Raw genomic sequence first — 15,542 nt, 5'->3', positions numbered from 1 at the left:
GATCGCGTGAAACTAATTTATTGGAAGCACCCCAATCGGATGCAGCAGTCAGCTGACCAGTGTCGATTAAGGTGTCGAGTTTTTCGGCGTTTCTTGGGCCGGTCGATTTTTCGACAGGTGCGCGCTTTGCTTCTGCATCGCTGTGCGCTTCACGCATTTCCGCGACCGTTTCTGTAAATTCACGGCGCAGTGTATCCGCGAGCCTTTTGCCCTTTAGGACAATCTTTTCGGGCCCGCTGTCTTTTTCCAGCGTCACGGTGACGGTCGGCCCTTCGCGGGTTTCGACCATGTATTTATTGCCGCCAGCGCCACCAACGCCGAATGTCCGGGCTGCTGCGTTTAAGAGGTCTGCATCACTTGCGTTATTGCGAACCGCTGTGACGATATCGGTGTCTTTGAGCGGCGATTTTTCCGCCAGCTGTGACAGCGCGTCATAAACGGGCTCGCGATCTGATCCCCAGACGTCAGCGAAAGGAGCCTCGGCAACTCGGCGGCGGTAATCGTTTTTCACGCGTTCCAAATCGTTGTTGGAACGATTTTGAATATTATTCGCCGGTTTTGCAGTTTGTGCAGCATTGTCGGAAGCCGGACGGACTTCAAAGCGCTTGCCGTTTTCTACGACAGAGTGCGTATCTGAAAGGTTGTTCTTCGCGACGTAGGCATCTGCCTTTTCTCGCGTGCCAAACCACTTCGGCGCGAAAGCTTTTGTGGTGTCGCCATCTTTGGTCCATTTCCGGAAGTTAGCCAGGCTTATTTCTGTAACGTCGCCCATGCCTTTCCAACCAGGCGTATAATTCGCCAAATATGCCGCTTCGGCTTCCTGCTGGCTATCATAACCGATCATGACCTTATGTTCGTCAAATCGGCCATTGTCTGGGTTTTTCTGGTCAACCACGAAAACCGGCGTTGTGTCGGGAACGTCAGCAGTGCCCGGCTTAACAAAAACGTCGATGTGGTCTTTGTCGCGGCCAATGGTGCCTTTGATGTAGCCGTAGTGGCTCTGCATCGTTGTGGACCACTCTTTGCCGCTGGCATCTACGCCTTTGCGTTCGGAGCCCGCTGGATTCTCGATCGACAAATCCATGCCACCTAAACGCACATGCCCCTTAGCATAATTTCCGGCTTCTTTCTGCGCGAGCGTCGGTTCCGCAATGTCGTTGTCCGGATGCGTCGCTGCTTGTACGGCCGCAATGTCGATCGGGGCTTGCTGTGCTTCGCTCTCAACCTGACGCTGCTTATTCAACGTCTGCTGGATTTTCGGCGACAGCTTATCGAATGGTGCTTTCGGCGAGCGCTTAATGCCCGATTTGGCAAGCGTGGCGGCACGATCGGTTTCTGACATGGAATTGTACCATGTCTCTGTGTCGGTGCCCGTTACCCGTGGCGTTTCGACTTTCGATACCGGTTCAGCAGCTTCAACTGAAACTTCTGTGACTGCGGGCTCCGGCTCGGCTGTTGTCTGACTTTCCACCCGCTTGCGCATCCGATCGAGCATGACGGGATTAACTGGGTGCATTTCGACAGGTAGCTTCGATCGTGCCTGCTTACCGGCTTTTTCGACGCGGTACCGATAATCATCAGCCAGCTTGCCGGCGTCTTCAAAAGAAACACCAAGTTCATCAGCCAGCGCTTTTTGTGCCGGCACAGCTGCTCGATCCTTATCAAGTTCAGACGTGCCCAGCAGTCGCTTGGCCATCGCCCGGTTTTGTCCAAGATCGAATATACGCTGTGACTGATCATCCGGCAGACGGACCGCCTTGTCTCCAAATTTGCGGACACGCGGTTCGTTGGGATCAATGTCAGGACGATCAACGGGAGGATTCCGGCGCAGTTCCTCTGCGTCAGCCTGCTTATTGGTTGTGGAGTCGACAAACAGATGCTCGATCGGAACCTGAATTGTCATGCCGCCGCTCTCGCGAACGATAGCCTGGTATTCTTCGTCCTCGTAGACGTACTGCTCGATCTTGCCGGTAACGCGCTTTAAGCCCGGCGCATTTACAATAACGCTCTGCCCAACCTTCGGCGCGTTTTCAGCGGAAACAATATTCTTCTGCCGATCAACGGGTGCAACACCTTCTTCGACCGTTGTTTCCGATGCCATAGGCGGTTGCGCTGGCAACTCGTCCTGGGCTTCTGCATCGCGCTCTGGGAGAGCGTCTGTCGGGAGCTGGCCCGGTTCCACAGATGCTGCAGCTTCTGGAGCTGCGATAGACGAAACCGGAACCTGAAACACTTCGCCGACTTCATCAGTGATAACCGCTTCACCATCGGAGTAACTATCAACTGTGCCGCGAATGGAGCTGCCGTCTGGCAGAGTAACATTAACTGTTGAACCGACGGTTGGAGCGCTTTTGCCTGACTGGACGCTTGTAGCAGTAGTGCGATCGGCTGGACGGAGTCCGGCTTCCTGCGCTTGTGTCAAAGGCATCAGTACCCGATCGCCAATGACGCGTTCTACGCCGCTCTGATCAATGACGCGGCGCATCCCTGACGGTACCCGATCCTGATTGGCCGATATTTGAACAGTCTGACCGTGAATTTCGCCGGGCCCGCTACCATCGATATCTGGATCGTTGACGACATACTCGAGATCAGTACGTGACGCGGATTCCTCGTACGCGCGCGAAAGCGGGCCTTTGCGCTGTGGTGTGTCCTGTGGTTCTGGAGCCGTTGGCTGTACTGGGTCGGAAGCTGGAGCCGCCGCTGGAGTTTCAGTGGCGGCTTCGCTCTGGGGTGCTGATCTGCGGCTGGTGACGCCACCTGCAGCACCGGTAGCGCCGCCCGCCATGGCACCGAGAACAAAGTCGCCGAATGTACCGTCGGTGACGTTGAGGTCAGTACCGATCGCCTGATTGACGCCAGCGTTTGCGCCTACGGTTTCAAGCGCTTCCTGCGAACCTTCTTCCAACGCGCCGGCGACTGTGCGTCCTGCAATGCGAGCGGGCAGTGCTTTGCTTGCGAGAATATTGGTGGCTGGATGAACAATTTTGCCGGTGAGTACGCCACCAACACCCGCAATTGGTGCTGCATATACAGACGCAATGTTTGCTGCCGCGTCCTTAGTGGCTTTGATTGCTTCCTCACGGGATTTTCCGGATGCAATCTGCTCACGGAAATAGGCAGACTGAGTTTCGAGCGCGCCAGGCTCCGCTGCGAGCTCATCAATGATCTGCTTGGCCCGATCTTCCGCACCGCCAGCGCCCTGTGCACCGCCTGCAATAAATCCGCCCGTGCCGCCGGTCGCTACAGCTGCTGCGACAACTGGAACCATTGAGCCGAAAACGTCAGCCCCTAGTGCAACAAGGCCCCGTGCAGATGGGTTAGTACCGAGCGTCCAAGTTGACGGGTCGAGTAGATCGCCATCGGGCGTACTGGTTTCGATAGCGTCTTTGGTCGCCTGCGAAACGCCCTTTTTAATGCCCTCGCCGTACTTCTCAACCCAACCGGCTGGCACGTCGTATTCGTTGCTTTCGCTAAATTCTGTGCCGAAAAGAGGGTTGAGGACGTTCGCATTGAAAGCTGCATCAAGGCGACCGATACCTTTAATTATGGATGCTGTACCGGTGACAGCCCCAGCGGCGACCATACGCGCGACGTCTTGTAGAATGCCGGGCTGATTGGCTTCCCACTCCTCACGCCACTTGGCATATTCGTCTTCAGTCATTGCCTGGTACTTGCCGGGCTCTGACTTATTGAGTTCTTCGAGACGTGTGTCGATCGGATCAGCTTCGGTAGGCTGTTCAGTGGTTTCAACTTTTGGAGATGCTGGCGTTTCCTGCACAACTGGCTCTGGATCGCCATCAAATCGGAAATCTGCCCCCGCTTCGATCGCTTTGCCCTGCGGAACGTCGTAACGCTTTACGCGCGTGGCGCGCGCTGCCTTCAACCAATCAGGCGCACCGCCCATGTTACCGGCGGAACGATTGTGCATGTACCAGAAACCATCCTTCGATCCCTCCATAGGAAGCATATCGACGTGAATAATGTCTGGCGTGTTGGAATAGGTACCAAACCGGCGTACGCCTCGCGCTTTCAACGACTGCACAAGATCGAAGCGCTGCTGGCCGTTCATGCCCTTCAAGCTGATATCAACAGCGGTACCATGTGAATGCTGGCCGGGCTTCTTCTTCGCTGCTTCCACGCGATGTGACGGCGATCGGTACCCGGACGTGATCACAAGCCCTTTTCCAATGTCAGCGGAAACATCCTGCAGAACGGAGGCGAATGCTGGATTGATCTTTTCCTGACCGGGGTTAACGAAAGCCAGACTGCCGGTTTTGGTGTTTTCCGGTTCCTTTTGCTCTGGAACAAGGTTCGCAAGCCCGCGACCATTGCCGCGCGGCTCATCAAGCCCGATAGCGGGGTCCATCGATGCGACTTGGCGCGGTGCACCTTCCTGCTTGGAGTTGTAGAAAACATGGCCACCAATTCTCGCCGTTTCCGGCATGGAGCTGGCCCACTTTGGATTAATGCCGTCGGCGTGAAAGTGATCAGCACCATTTGTCGGATCGCTTAATTCGCCGGTTAGAACGCCACGAAGGATCTGCTCGGCTTCTGCGCGCACCTGCGGATTGTTCTGCGCTTCCACTGCTTTAGGGCCGGGCGCATAAAAGCCTTCAAACTGGCTTGGGGCGCGGACGATATCGCCAATTGTCTTGCCTCGAATATTTGCACGGTTGCGAATTGTGCTCGCAACGCCCAGCATACCGACAGGGCCGTCGCCGCCGGCTTCTGCGATAATCGTATTAACGGCGTCATTCCAATCACGCGCGGAAACACCCGATATTTCCGCTGGCTGGGTCGCCTGCGGGGCCGGCGGTGTTTCTTGGGGCTGTGCGACTTTGGAAGCTTCGGGTGCGCTGGCGGGCTGATTTGAAGCCTTTGGCGCATCAAAGTTTATGCCGATCGGTTCGAGCCGCGGCACACGTGAGGATTCTGTAGATGCAGACTGGATTGGACGTTTGTCGTCAGTCTCCCGATTGGCTGTGGCGGGAGAATTGCTTCCGGCTTTTTCCAAGCCAAAGAAAGCATCAAGATCAGCGTTTGAATCCAGTGTAATAGCCATGACGTACCCTGCTCGGTTAGCACGTCATGCGCATTGGAACGCGGCGACTATATACAGCTTCGCGCGCGTACGCGAGAGGGTTTAGAAGCTGATCCCCACAGCACCATTGGCCGCTGTCTTCTTCGCATTCGTCAGCTGATCCGGCCAATTGGTTTCCGGAATGCCAGCGTTGAGAAGCTGCTGTTTCACCATTTCAGGGTTTGCGCCCTGTGATAGCTGATCAGTCGCATCGGCTATCGTGCTTTCCATGGTCGGCGCAGACTTTCGAGCCGGAGCTGGTGATGCAGCCGGTGCGCTCTGCGTAGGAGCGGAAATGCCAAGCGCCTTGGTCTGGTCTGGAGCGGTGATAGGAACGGGCTTCCCTGTTTCCGTGTCGACAATCATACGCTGCTTTTGGGGAGCAGGATCTAAGCCCGGCGCGGCGCTGGCGGAATTACCGGATTTAACGGCCGCTTTCTCTGCGCCAAATTTATCCTGCTTCGCCAAATCTTCGCGGATCAGTTTGTCTTGTTCTGCTGCGGACCGATCGCCCCAGTCATAGTCGGTTTTGGCGCGCGCCTCCTGCGCGTCCTTGTAACGCTTAGCCTGAGCATCTTCGGTCTTGTCAGTCGAGAATTCTTTGTCGATTTTCTTTTTCGTCCGATAATCGTCGAGCTCTTGTGTTCGTTTCTTCTGAGCTGCGTCCGCGCCGACTTGCGTCTGCCAAGCAGCTTCCGGATTAACGTAAGTGGCAATTGTATTCGGAATATCCTGCAGGCGAATATTACGAGTGTAGGCCTTTCCGTCGCCGTCTGAAAGCTGGAACTGGTATCCGATGGTTTTCCCGTTCTGCTGAATAGGTGTGCTGCCTGTCAGCTTATGATCGGTATTTACGTAGCCTTTCAACTGTCCGGCGGCGATAGCATCCTGAATGGCACCGTCATAATCGCCTGACTGAACCTTTACCATTGCAGAACCGAAAAGCTTTGCGCCATTCTGTGCGTCGTCTGACTTCGACCATTCGCCCAACGCTTTAGCGCCGCCATAGTCGCCCTGCTCAACCAAAAGTGCCTGCTGTTTTGGTAAGGCGTACTTTTGATAAAAGGTCATGAAGTCGCCATCTTGCACAGCGCCAGCCGCCTTCGCCTCTGCAAAGGCGGACTTGGTGTCAGTATTGATCTGATCACGCTGGGCCTTGAACGCCTTGCGTTCTTTATTCGCCTCGTATTTCTCGCGGATCGACATGCCTGTATCGAGCCCGCGAACAAATCCCGCTAGTCCTGCACCGAAACTCATGCTGCAACTCCTAGGCCAAGTTCCATGTTACGAGGGCGGGTTTTGGGAGCGTTCGCTTTCGGCTTCTTCCCATCGCCAATACCGATCTGCTTCGCCAGACCATCGACTTTCTTCGATACGTCTTGCACTGCCTTCATCGTTATACCGATCGCATCAATGACAGGAATTGTCTTGCCGTCACCCTTGCCGGTAGCCTTCTGGAAGTCCTGTGCATACGTGCCGATGTGACGTCCTTCGTCCTCGACCCCAGCCTTATAGTCCCATTCCTCGACTGGCATGCTTTCGATCGCTTTAAGAGCTTCGCCATCTTTGACAGGTTTTTTATTCTCTTTGACATTTTCGTCAGAAGACAGAGCAAAGCCTGCAAGCCCACCAAGTGCTTCACCGATACCGCCGAATAGACTTGAATTGGCTTTCTGCTGCGCTTCCCAGCCCGCCATCTGCGTGGCGTACTGCTGATTGAGCGTCTGGCCCATTCCTGCATAACCATTCATTGCGCCGGCATAACCAGAATTGACGATACCTGCAGCTTGCATCGATTGCGCGTTGGCACCTTGATTTAATCCTACTGCGCTGCCGCTCGCTCCAAGCCCCAAAGACTGCGCCTGGGCGGATTGAGCCGGAAGTCCGCGACCAAGATTTGTCACGTCTGCTTTGAGGGCAAGACCTTTATCACGTACCAACTGGCGAGCGTTGTTCTTCCCGCCGGCGTCCGCGAGGGCGTAGGTCATATCGGTTGCACGGTCTATGCCTGCGTAACGTCCAGAACCCGGATTGATGCCAAGTGAAGCAGACTGACGCAAGTCCTGTTCCTGCGCAGATGCTTGCGCAGCGCGTACGTCAGACGATGCTCTTGCCGCTGCCTCGGCCTGCTTTTCCTCTGTGGCGTAATTCGTCGCCTCTGCGATGAATTCGTCTTCGATCGGCTTGAACTTATTCTCATACCGTTCTCGATCGGATTTCGCCCATGCCGCCTGCTGATCCGCAATACCAAGCTGCTGCTCGGTCACACGCTTTGTAATAGCGTCGAGGTCTTTTTGTCGTTCCTGCGAAACAACGAAGGATTCCTTAGCAAAGCCAAGCCACTGTTCGCCGGTTTCTGCCTGTTTAAGCGCGGCTCGACCGATATTTGGATCTGGATCGGGAGCGGAGGAAGAACCTTTACCCATGATGTGAAACCTCGAATTAATCAGGTGTCAGCACATCATGCGCCTAGTCCGTTCGTTATAATCGACGTAACGATAAATAGCTAGATCAGTCCGATCTGCGATAGGACCAAACTGTACCCGCCGCACCCGCGAGTAATGTGAGAGCGCCAATAGTGGCAGTATCAAATTTCATCATCATAGTGATGAGCAAAGCGGGGATAGCAAAATATGCGCCGATCAACGAATGGCCGATGATTACAAAGAACCAATCACTAGCCCGCTCACTTCTGAAAACGAGGAACGCAATTATCCCGACAGCAAGGATGCCCCAGATTGACGGCATAGCCGCCCACTCTGCTATATCGCTTTGCCAGATATTCGCGTCCATTCACCTGCCCCTAAAATAGCGGTAGCCAGCGACATTCCTCCCGCAGCATCCCGAATAATACCAAGTCTTCACCACTCTCTGCGGCTTTGCGCAAGAGTCCTTCACGTGCAAAGCCCGTTTGCTTGCAGAAAGCAAGTGAAGCATGATTGTTTACGGAAATCAAAGACGTCAAGCGTCGAAAGCGTAGCTGCTGGAATGGATAGGCAAAAACCATGTGCAAATATTGGCGTGACAGCCAATTGCGCGAACCGTCTGACGCTACATGTATCTGGCAATCGTTGTCTGAAAAGGTGTCAAAAACTGTCACGGCTGTGATTTCACCGTTTTTAATAGCAGTGATTGTCACTGCATCCGGACGGAAATTGCTTATACCAATTTTCTCTGCAGCCCAGTTGCGATATTTTGGACGGCGCGAATGATCAAATTCAAGGCTCATTTGAGTATTCCAAGCGTTCGCAATTTTTCTTCGGCTTCATCGGCGGATCGCGTCACATAATATGGCACGTCCATTAATTCGCACCACTTTTGAAAATCCGATTGATTGCCGCTTTGTGTGCCTTTCGGCGCTTTCATCTCAATCGCAGCGCTGCCACCATCCCACAAGAACACGTAATCCGCTGCTCCGCTGATCATGCCAAGCGCTTTGGCAATTGCATAGCGCAGGCCTGCATTCTTACTGCCGCCTGCAACCTCATTGGGAATATGCGTCCACACAGCGATCAAACGGCGTGTAATTGTCCATTCTCGCGGTCTGTTTGCAAAGTCGATCGAGATTACATCTTCGGGGCCCAGCTTCACCTTTGACAAAGTTGGGCGCAACATCAGTCGTAGTATTGCTGGTGTCATGCCCGCCCAAGCCGCTGTTTCAGCACACCGGAAAGAGTCTGCAATATCTGGTGAATCTGCCGCACATCATCAGCGAGGGCGTTGTGCTGCGCCATCGTAGGAGCGGCATTAACCTGAGAGGATTTCAGCTTGTAAGAATAATCCGCGAGCTGCTGCAAGTCCTCAATGCGAATGGCAGCTTTAATTTTCTCTGCAGGCGAGCGACTTCCCGCGAGAACTTCAAGTTTTTCTATCTGCAATTGGCTTAGCACGGTCATACGTTCTCCCTCAATTCATCCATTGTCGTTGACATGACAATCTGCGAAACGCTGACGTTGGCGCTCACATCAAGTTCCCATTTCGTGGCCTTTACCGCGGGAAGCCGTTGAGCCGATCCAGTTCGCGTGATTGTGGCCACCAGCTTGTCATCGGCATAAACACCCACACGGACATTACCGGGTGGCGTTGGCAGGCGTAGAAGATTGTCACCGGCGCTTGGAACATGATTGAGCGGTGCAGCGTTCAAATCGCCCAGGCTAATCTTGGACTGAATAAGCTGCTGATTTCTGGCTATGACTTGCGCCCTGGTCGCCTCATAATTCTTGTATTCCAGCGGTGACACAAAATCGATCGTATCAACCTGAATGGCGGCGTAGCTCAAGGGCATCATCGTATGGAAGTCTTTGGATTTCCAGTAATAGGATTCCTTGTCACCTGTCGGCGCATCCATTCGATAAATATCGTTCTCACCCTTGGCGAGAAAATAAAGCGCACTGGTTTCTATTTCGAAATATGCCGCTGAAACTGCGGTATTGGTCCGGATCAAATATGGCGTGGTGCCAAGATCGAGAAACAACGCGCCGCGCATCTGTGTCCCGTTCGCGTCTGCTGTATCGTAAAATGCCACGTAGCGACCGGAAAGCTGCCCGCCAATAATTGTCGCGGGGTCGATCGCAAGCCAGTCATCGCGGCTCATAATATCGCCTGAAACCAGACGCGCCTCCCCACTGGCCGTAACTGCCGCCAGTCCTTCATTGGACGGATAGGCAATTGCAAAGCCAAGATCGACAATACCACGCGCATTAATGCAGGGCAGATTGCTTTCGAGCTTCACCATCTGCATTGTTTCCGGTGACGATCCGGACGCAAGATATGGCTGGGCCTTGGTCATGATGATCAGCGAAGTGCCAACTGCGCCCAACCCCATAATATCGCTATCGGTGGTCAGTACGTATTTTTCCGGCCAAGCGTGCGGGCGAAACGGCTCACAAAAATACAGCTTCTTACCGTCGAACGCTGCCATCATTCCATTCGGCATTGCTATGAGTCCACGCAACGTATCCGGTGGCGCGTTCCAAGCAACAGAAGGCAACATTTCCTGAAATGCATCGACGGCTATATTATCGACGAAATTATTGCCGGAGGCCGCGCGCTCCGCGATAAAATAGAAATACGTACCGGTGCTGCCAGTCTGGGAACGGTAAATGCGCTGCTTTGTAATCGCCCGGCCTGCAGGTGGCGCTTGAAAGCCTGAAAGCGTGACAGACTGTCCCGGCTTCCAGTCGATCGCGGCGGAAGCTGGCGCAGGTTCGGATTCCTCGCCCATGTCGGTCACATATGTATAGGTGTAAATGCGCGTCTGCACATCACCCGTGCCAGTCCCGCCTAATGTGGCTGTAACAGCGGCGGTAGGGCGCGCAACGGCCAAATCATAAACGGTATTCGCAATGCGGAGTTTCGGCTTGCCATCGCCGGTGTAATATAGCCGTTCGTCCGCGACCGGACCTTGAGCAGCGTGGACAGTACCGGGCCAAGAAAGCCATTGATTTCGGAATTTATGGATTGTCTTGGACGCAGCGGAAGCAATTTCAGAAACTTGAACCGCGCTGTTGAACGGAGTGAGCCCGCCGTCATCGAGCCGTGTATTCACCGAAAACTGTGCGCCGGTTGCAGGCAAGAGCCGGGAAATTAAACGAGGCTGTTCGCCAGTGAATGCACCTAGTTTGATTGTGGGCATGACTATCCTCTCAGAAGAGGCACGTCATGCGCCTGTGCATCACTATACCATTATCAATTTTGGTGCTGCAAGCTGACTGTCAGACGTTGATTTTTCACTCTGCCCGATAGCTGATAACAGCACGCTCAATACTCCGAGACACTTTAATGCCCCATAAGGTGGCGAGTCTGCGTCGGGTTTTCCGAACAGCGCGCAACGCTTCTCGTTTAATTCGCGCCATAGCTCCCACCTTCTTGCTTTTCGCAATCGAAGCTACTTTTCGTCCATCTTCGATGCCACTCGCTAAATACTCAGTTTGTGGGGTAGCTCCATTAATCAGAATTATGTCCTGTATAGCGATTGCTGGCTGTATCTGCCAAAGTAAGAAATCATTGACAGTGGGGTCAAACAGATAATCATCGATAGGTGTCAAACCGGCCACGTAGTTTTGTAGCGCCTTACGTGCGGCGGCTTTGCTAATCACGTAAGCGCCTGAGCCCCAGTGCTTGAAGGCGAGTTGGGCCAGTTTCCGATCATTGTCTAGATAAAACGCCTTGGTCGTGATGATTGTAGGCTCTTTCACTGTTTCCAGCTTAATAATATCTACACCGGTTGGAATCCATGCCGTTGAATTTATGAAAAAGCCCGCATCGCTGGATAAATGCAGGTCATCTTCCATCACGACTGCATATTCGTCCGCGCTTTCGACAATTTTTCTAAAAATAGCCAGGTGCGACTCTGCACAAGCAATCTCTCCCACCGTCATGGGCTTGCCTTGCTGACGTTGCGCTCGATACTTTTCAATCTCGTCATCGGTAAATAAATGGCCGTCAATCGCTGCAAGCCGTTCAAAATCAATTGATTGTTGTTCTAAAATTCTCGCCATGCGCTCCATACGTTCAGGCGCGCGATCAAGATTGACAATATAGCACTTCATAATATTTTAACCTGTTATACCTTCAACGTTCATTGTCATTTATCAAATTTTTATGCAATTGAGGTTTTATGGCTGTCCCTGTGCTTCTCTACCACCAAATAGCAGCTTTACCTCAAAGAAAGGTCCCCTACCAAGGTCTATTTGTTCATCCCGATAGCTTTCGTAGGCAAATGCTATGTCTCAAATATCTAGGTTATAAGGGGTTATCCGTTCGTGACGCTTGGCCGTATTTGCGGGGGGAAAAGCAAGGCAAGGTCGTGGTGATCACATTTGATGACGGCTTTTTGAATACGCTTGAAAATGCTGCACCCATTCTGGCCGATTGCGGGTTCACGTCCACCAACTATTTTGTTGCCAACCAGATAGGTGGCAGCAATACTTGGGATCGCAAGGAAATGATACCGGACACGCCTTGCATGAATGTGTCGCAACTGCGGGACTGGAACGCGTTAGGCCATGAAGTCGGGGCTCATACGCTTGACCATGTTCTTTTGCCTGAAACGGATAATCACGAAGCGCGGCGGCAGATCTCGGAATCCAAGCTTAAATTAGAGGACATGCTTGGAGAACCCGTAACGAATTTTTGTTATCCATATGGTGGCAACAACCCCATCCATCGTGAAATGGTGCGCGATGCTGGTTATCAAAGTGCTGTGACAACTGTTAGCAGGAGCTCCAAGCCCGATGATGACCTATACGGAATCCCACGGCTGTATATCCGATACAGGCATTCAATTGCTGAGGCGTTGTTGCGAATAATGCTGAAATAAGAAAGGCCCCATGGGGCCTTCTTTATAGCTTGGATGCTGCGTGCCAAAAATTATCGCGTTGTTCTTCGGTCCATTCAAACAATATGCGTATCTTATCACAGAGCTGATGTAGCCTTGCGAAAGTTGCAGCGCCGATAATTAGCATCTCTGCATCGAATTGTTCATCATCAGGTAGTTGGCTGATCAGGGCCTGCAAAGCAGCGGGTATAGCGCCACCTTGCAGTGCAGCTTTAGCCTCATTCTTCGTGATGAGCCCCAAGATTGCCAATAACTGGAAAAACTGACGCCGGCTTATTTCGTTCGGCACAGGTTCTGGGAGAATTTCCGGTTCCACATAATCGAAGATCGGACCATATTTTCCAGCTAAGGCCTCATCCCAAATTTTCTGCCCGGCTTCTGTGTCGTATCCGTCCCGCAAACACAGTTGGACAGAACCGAATATCGCGCTCTTAGCTGTCCCGCCGAGAATGGTCTTTTCGGCATTAAGCCATTTCAGCCCTACTACATCCACAATATCCATCTCAGCCTATCCTTTTCCAGAGCGAAGTTTGATCTTCGCCGAAATTCGAACCTTTGATCCATCCACACAGTTGCCATGTGCCGTAGTTTATCGGACCTATGTAGTCGTGATTGACGTTCGACCAGCCAAGGGAGTTTCCACCTATGGTGCCAGCAGTCGGCACCTTCGCTCCATTGGCCGCACGTAAGAAAGCATAGCCGCCGACAGGTATATGCTCTCCAAGCATGTAATCACGACAGCGCCACCATACTTCACCACGCACAGCATTGGCGCGATCATCCGCAAACTCGCGGGCTCTCTGCTCAATCCTCGCACTGATCGCCGAATAGGAATCACTCGCGCCCCAATTATTCCAAATCGATCCTACTACGTTTCCGTTTGTTTCTAAGCGTGAGTTGCCGCCGCCGGTAAAAACGTGGCCCGATGACACAATACCATTATCTTGCAAACGTACGGACCCTCCTTGTCTTCGCTGAATAATGAGATTGTTGTTATCCTCCTTCTTGATTGAAACCTCCCATTGGGAGCCGTCACCATTCTGAAAGAGAATTTCCTGCCAATCATTCCGCCGAAGCATGATTGTACCGGTAGTGGAAAGACTACCAGTGATGTTGCCACCGCCGTTTATCTTCACGAAGCTGAGGGATTGATTGAGCAAAGATACTAGAGCCGACCAACTGAAACGCTTGAGCTTTCGCGCAACCGTATCGAACCAGAAAAACCGGGAACCTTCACTGCTGAGTCCGTCATGGTTCCACTCTGCCGTTTCCATCGCGGACGGTGTGACCTCAAACGATGCTGCTACGGTAAGGCGCAAATCAATGCGTGCACCAGCTGCAAACGCCTTTGCAGTGGTCCCTTCCTGAGCACGTGAGACGGTAATGATCGCTCCTTCGCGCTTTGTGGCTTTCAGAATTTCCATGTTGCCCGAGGCATCGACGATAGTCAGTGGAAACCAGTCGCCGACAATCGGATTTGGAAACTTGCTAGCGTCCGCATTCTCAATTGAAAGTGTTGTACTGCCAGCGGTGATGGCACCGGCGAGCAATGAGGTTGCGTTATTGCTTAGAACAACCGCCATTATCGGCACTCCTTAATGCGAAGTCGGAAACATGCAGCCTTCGTGCGGCCCTGCAACGTGATGACTGTGAGATTGACTTGTGCTGTGTCGCCGGTTGCGCCACCTGAAATCCATATGCGCGCGGTTCGATCGGTATAATCAAAGCGATCGACAACGGCTGTACTGCCTTCGATATTTGATGCTAGGCCCGTGATACGATCATCGTTCGTTAGCCACTCATCAAACGACACGTCATAATCGAGCACATCAGCCGGCGATTTTGATAGGGTTGCAAGGCTCATGCTGGATCCTCGACATCAGGCGTGCCAATCATGCGTCCGCGTTGAGGAACGACGAGCTCGCGATTATCTGGTGTAACAATGATTGGCGAAGGTTGCGGGATAACGGACATTTCGCGTAGCTCATTCAACAGTCGCATTGCTCGGATTTCTTCGACTGGCGTCATCCGGTAATGAGGCATTTTGATCGTCGCCAACAAAGCTATTGTGCTTGACGTTCGAATGGTTCGGCGTGTGGTCGTGGTCGCTATGCCATTGAGTGCAATACGCCCGATTGCTGGCAGGCCAACGCGTCTTACGGCAACAGCGCTTTCACTAAACACAATGCGGTCACGACCATAGATCGGAGCAAAGGCGCGAAGGTTAACTAGATGCAGGAGGCGGATTGCATCTGAGCCGATAGCAATCTGTCTGCGCGTAGCGAAAGCGCGCTTGTGACCGATACGAAGAACGCTTGCCCCAACAGCTACACGGCGTGCATGTGCGACTGATACACCTGACAGCTTGATGATTGTATTGCCCGGTGCCGAACGCCGGCGTGTCGCGTTGTTTACGCCACGCAAACGGAATATTGCGGTCCCGCGTGTGGAATGACGCTGACTGATATTGACCGCGTGAACAAGCGAAACTGTATCGCTTGCCTTGAGCGCTTGGCGACGATGGGGATCGACCGTTCCAACAATGCGCATAGCAAGCGTATCGTTTATCGTGGATCTGCGAATGGCTTGGAGTGAGCCTCCTGCCTGCATCGAGATTGTGCCGGAAAGGACGTGCACGATAGCGCCTTCGTTGATAGCGAAAGCGTTGAGAAACGTGCCTGCCAGTGTTCCGGCATTATTCATCAATCGACCTCAAGCGTGAGTTCGTTCGGATGCACAACAACTTCGTCAGTCGGGTTGAGTGTCTTGTTGAACGTCAGCGCGCCGCCCCAAAGACAATTGCCGCCTGCGGCTGCATCCCAAATTGACCAATGAGTAATGGTGACAGAGTTCGCACCGTTCTGTGTCGGGAACAAAAGCTGCTTGGCATTTCTGGTTGCTTTGGCTGCTGCTGCCACAAATCCGGTGCCTATGGCCGCACCCTGTGCAAAGTCGAGGCGGGTATAACCCGGCCATGCTGCGAGCGTGATTTCGTTCGCTCCGGTTAATCCGGGGTTGGCGGTGTGCAGAGCGAGAAACACGCGCTCTGGCGCTTGAAACGCCACACCGCGCACAAGAAGGTCGATCAGCTTATTACCGGCGTATGTGGTCGCGGGCATG

General features: G+C 53.1%; 15 protein-coding genes. 1 reads left to right on the top strand and 14 read right to left on the bottom strand.

From position 1 onward, the window contains the following. The 9 genes from ABE527_RS18600 to ABE527_RS18560 form a co-directional block, all read right to left on the bottom strand. The coding region (locus ABE527_RS18600; protein WP_499697899.1) for a pyrophosphatase-like OB fold-containing protein at positions 1–5,065 on the bottom strand (5,065 nt) is incomplete at its 3' end. Between the two features lie 81 nt (positions 5,066–5,146). Beyond that, positions 5,147–6,340 (bottom strand): hypothetical protein, encoded by a 1,194-nt coding sequence (locus tag ABE527_RS18595; RefSeq protein WP_499697898.1) that lies wholly within the window; start codon positions 6,338–6,340, stop codon positions 5,147–5,149. Continuing rightward, positions 6,337–7,509: a tail fiber domain-containing protein gene (locus ABE527_RS18590; RefSeq protein ID WP_499697897.1), complete on the bottom strand. Its 1,173-nt coding sequence runs from the start codon at positions 7,507–7,509 to the stop codon at positions 6,337–6,339. The genes ABE527_RS18595 and ABE527_RS18590 overlap by 4 nt, the downstream gene beginning before the upstream one ends. A gap of 85 nt (positions 7,510–7,594) precedes the next feature. Further along, complete coding sequence (locus ABE527_RS18585) at positions 7,595–7,876, bottom strand: hypothetical protein (RefSeq protein WP_499697896.1); 282 nt, start codon at positions 7,874–7,876, stop codon at positions 7,595–7,597. 10 nt (positions 7,877–7,886) lie between these two features. Beyond that, positions 7,887–8,312 (bottom strand): GNAT family N-acetyltransferase, encoded by a 426-nt coding sequence (locus ABE527_RS18580; RefSeq protein WP_250044024.1) that lies wholly within the window; start codon positions 8,310–8,312, stop codon positions 7,887–7,889. Further along, entirely contained in the window at positions 8,309–8,722 is a 414-nt protein-coding gene (locus ABE527_RS18575) for a hypothetical protein (protein ID WP_499697895.1), read from the bottom strand. The genes ABE527_RS18580 and ABE527_RS18575 overlap by 4 nt, the downstream gene beginning before the upstream one ends. Beyond that, positions 8,719–8,979 (bottom strand): hypothetical protein, encoded by a 261-nt coding sequence (locus ABE527_RS18570; RefSeq protein ID WP_499697894.1) that lies wholly within the window; start codon positions 8,977–8,979, stop codon positions 8,719–8,721. Before ABE527_RS18570 ends, ABE527_RS18575 begins: the two co-directional genes overlap by 4 nt. Continuing rightward, complete coding sequence (locus ABE527_RS18565; protein ID WP_499697893.1) at positions 8,976–10,718, bottom strand: hypothetical protein; 1,743 nt, start codon at positions 10,716–10,718, stop codon at positions 8,976–8,978. The genes ABE527_RS18570 and ABE527_RS18565 overlap by 4 nt, the downstream gene beginning before the upstream one ends. A 94-nt stretch (positions 10,719–10,812) precedes the next feature. Continuing rightward, positions 10,813–11,634, bottom strand: coding sequence for a glycosyltransferase family 25 protein (locus ABE527_RS18560; protein WP_499697892.1), 822 nt, complete (start codon positions 11,632–11,634; stop codon positions 10,813–10,815). A 68-nt stretch (positions 11,635–11,702) separates the two neighbouring features. On the opposite strand from ABE527_RS18560, the gene ABE527_RS18555 reads away from it, so the two are divergent. Further along, positions 11,703–12,404 carry a polysaccharide deacetylase family protein gene (locus tag ABE527_RS18555; protein ID WP_499697891.1) on the top strand — a complete coding sequence of 234 codons (702 nt, stop codon included), beginning with the start codon at positions 11,703–11,705 and terminating at the stop codon, positions 12,402–12,404. Positions 12,405–12,426: 22 nt separating this feature from the next. Here ABE527_RS18555 and ABE527_RS18550 read toward each other — a convergent pair whose 3' ends face one another. Genes ABE527_RS18550 through ABE527_RS18530 form a run of 5 tightly spaced genes read right to left on the bottom strand, consistent with a single transcriptional unit; the run spans position 12,427 to position 15,541 of the window. Next, positions 12,427–12,924: a hypothetical protein gene (locus ABE527_RS18550; RefSeq protein ID WP_499697890.1), complete on the bottom strand. Its 498-nt coding sequence runs from the start codon at positions 12,922–12,924 to the stop codon at positions 12,427–12,429. Between the two features lies 1 nt (position 12,925). Continuing rightward, on the bottom strand, positions 12,926–14,005 hold the full coding sequence (locus tag ABE527_RS18545; protein ID WP_499697889.1) for a hypothetical protein: 1,080 nt from the start codon (positions 14,003–14,005) through the stop codon (positions 12,926–12,928). Further along, positions 14,005–14,286 carry a phage fiber-tail adaptor protein gene (locus ABE527_RS18540; RefSeq protein ID WP_499697888.1) on the bottom strand — a complete coding sequence of 94 codons (282 nt, stop codon included), beginning with the start codon at positions 14,284–14,286 and terminating at the stop codon, positions 14,005–14,007. Before ABE527_RS18540 ends, ABE527_RS18545 begins: the two co-directional genes overlap by 1 nt. Continuing rightward, positions 14,283–15,125 (bottom strand): hypothetical protein, encoded by an 843-nt coding sequence (locus ABE527_RS18535; protein WP_499697887.1) that lies wholly within the window; start codon positions 15,123–15,125, stop codon positions 14,283–14,285. Before ABE527_RS18535 ends, ABE527_RS18540 begins: the two co-directional genes overlap by 4 nt. Next, positions 15,125–15,541 (bottom strand): phage tail fiber protein, encoded by a 417-nt coding sequence (locus ABE527_RS18530; RefSeq protein ID WP_499697886.1) that lies wholly within the window; start codon positions 15,539–15,541, stop codon positions 15,125–15,127. Before ABE527_RS18530 ends, ABE527_RS18535 begins: the two co-directional genes overlap by 1 nt. Position 15,542 lies beyond the last annotated feature (1 nt).

Source organism: Brucella sp. TWI432 (genome assembly GCF_039674445.1).
GTDB lineage: Bacteria > Pseudomonadota > Alphaproteobacteria > Rhizobiales > Rhizobiaceae > Brucella > Brucella chromiisoli.
This window is presented reverse-complemented; position numbering and strand designations above follow the sequence as displayed.

What these genes read in the sequence shown, in the direction of transcription:
- ABE527_RS18595 (WP_499697898.1), bottom strand. Translation starts at nt 6,340, where the DNA reads ATGAGTTTCGGTGCAGGACTAGCGGGATTTGTTCGCGGGCTCGATACA.
- ABE527_RS18590 (WP_499697897.1), bottom strand. Translation starts at nt 7,509, where the DNA reads ATGGGTAAAGGTTCTTCCTCCGCTCCCGATCCAGATCCAAATATCGGT.
- ABE527_RS18585 (WP_499697896.1), bottom strand. Translation starts at nt 7,876, where the DNA reads ATGGACGCGAATATCTGGCAAAGCGATATAGCAGAGTGGGCGGCTATG.
- ABE527_RS18580 (WP_250044024.1), bottom strand. Translation starts at nt 8,312, where the DNA reads ATGAGCCTTGAATTTGATCATTCGCGCCGTCCAAAATATCGCAACTGG.
- ABE527_RS18575 (WP_499697895.1), bottom strand. Translation starts at nt 8,722, where the DNA reads ATGACACCAGCAATACTACGACTGATGTTGCGCCCAACTTTGTCAAAG.
- ABE527_RS18570 (WP_499697894.1), bottom strand. Translation starts at nt 8,979, where the DNA reads ATGACCGTGCTAAGCCAATTGCAGATAGAAAAACTTGAAGTTCTCGCG.
- ABE527_RS18565 (WP_499697893.1), bottom strand. Translation starts at nt 10,718, where the DNA reads ATGCCCACAATCAAACTAGGTGCATTCACTGGCGAACAGCCTCGTTTA.
- ABE527_RS18560 (WP_499697892.1), bottom strand. Translation starts at nt 11,634, where the DNA reads ATGAAGTGCTATATTGTCAATCTTGATCGCGCGCCTGAACGTATGGAG.
- ABE527_RS18555 (WP_499697891.1), top strand. Translation starts at nt 11,703, where the DNA reads ATGGCTGTCCCTGTGCTTCTCTACCACCAAATAGCAGCTTTACCTCAA.
- ABE527_RS18550 (WP_499697890.1), bottom strand. Translation starts at nt 12,924, where the DNA reads ATGGATATTGTGGATGTAGTAGGGCTGAAATGGCTTAATGCCGAAAAG.
- ABE527_RS18545 (WP_499697889.1), bottom strand. Translation starts at nt 14,005, where the DNA reads ATGGCGGTTGTTCTAAGCAATAACGCAACCTCATTGCTCGCCGGTGCC.
- ABE527_RS18540 (WP_499697888.1), bottom strand. Translation starts at nt 14,286, where the DNA reads ATGAGCCTTGCAACCCTATCAAAATCGCCGGCTGATGTGCTCGATTAT.
- ABE527_RS18535 (WP_499697887.1), bottom strand. Translation starts at nt 15,125, where the DNA reads ATGAATAATGCCGGAACACTGGCAGGCACGTTTCTCAACGCTTTCGCT.
- ABE527_RS18530 (WP_499697886.1), bottom strand. Translation starts at nt 15,541, where the DNA reads ATGCCCGCGACCACATACGCCGGTAATAAGCTGATCGACCTTCTTGTG.